An 843-nucleotide genomic window follows, 5' to 3' on the forward strand; every position below is an offset into this window, starting at 1 on the left:
TGCTACGACATGAGAATCTGCACTGGCTACAGGTGTGAGGGGCAAGCCATCCGTTGCTGCAGCATCTCCAGCTGCATAGACATTCGGGTTACTTACACTTTGCAAATACTCATTAACATGGACACCATGTTTTTTCCTTTCTATATTCCCTTTTTCAAGATTCATATCTAAGGCAGGGACCCGTCCAGCACCATGAATAACAATGTCTGCTTCAAACCGCGTTATATCCTCTTTTTTTCGAGCGTACACATGAAACTTTCCTTGTTCTTTTTCAATGGATTCAACGGAATGTTGAAGATGTACCTGTATGCCAATCTCTTTCGACTTTTCTAAAAGGATATCTACAAGATCTATATCAAAATTCTCCAAAGGTCTTTGACCTCGATGGATAATATGAACTTCTGATCCAGCACGTGCCGCGATATGAGCAAATTCAAACGAAATATACCCACCACCAACAAAGACGATTCTTTGTGGTAATTCATCCAACTCCAAAAACTCATCACTATAAGTAAGATGTTCTTCTCCTTCTATGGGTAAAGGGGTAGGTTTCGCACCACTAGCGATCAAGAAATGACTCCCCTCGAGCACTTCTTTATTCACTTCAAGTTTGTCCTCACTCACGAAAGATGCATTGCCATGATACGTATCGATTCCCTGTTTATTCAATGCTTCCTCTTTTTTTTCCGGGACATCATCTGTAAAGGTTCTTTTAAAATTCATAAGATCTTTCCAGTTGATGGAGACTTCAGACGGTACTCCATTCTTAACCATCCGTTTGTTCCAATCAATAAGCTCGGCAGCACCATGTAGAACCTTTTTTGGGTCACATCCACGTAGTGC

At 41.2% G+C, this 843-nt stretch carries 1 protein-coding gene; it reads right to left on the reverse strand.

From position 1 onward, the window contains the following. On the reverse strand, positions 1-843 hold an 843-nt coding region (locus ACF91D_RS30915; protein ID WP_392438581.1), incomplete at both ends, for an FAD-dependent oxidoreductase.

It is taken from the genome of Staphylococcus sp. 231237_7MaSpsaltlick, assembly GCF_043107035.1.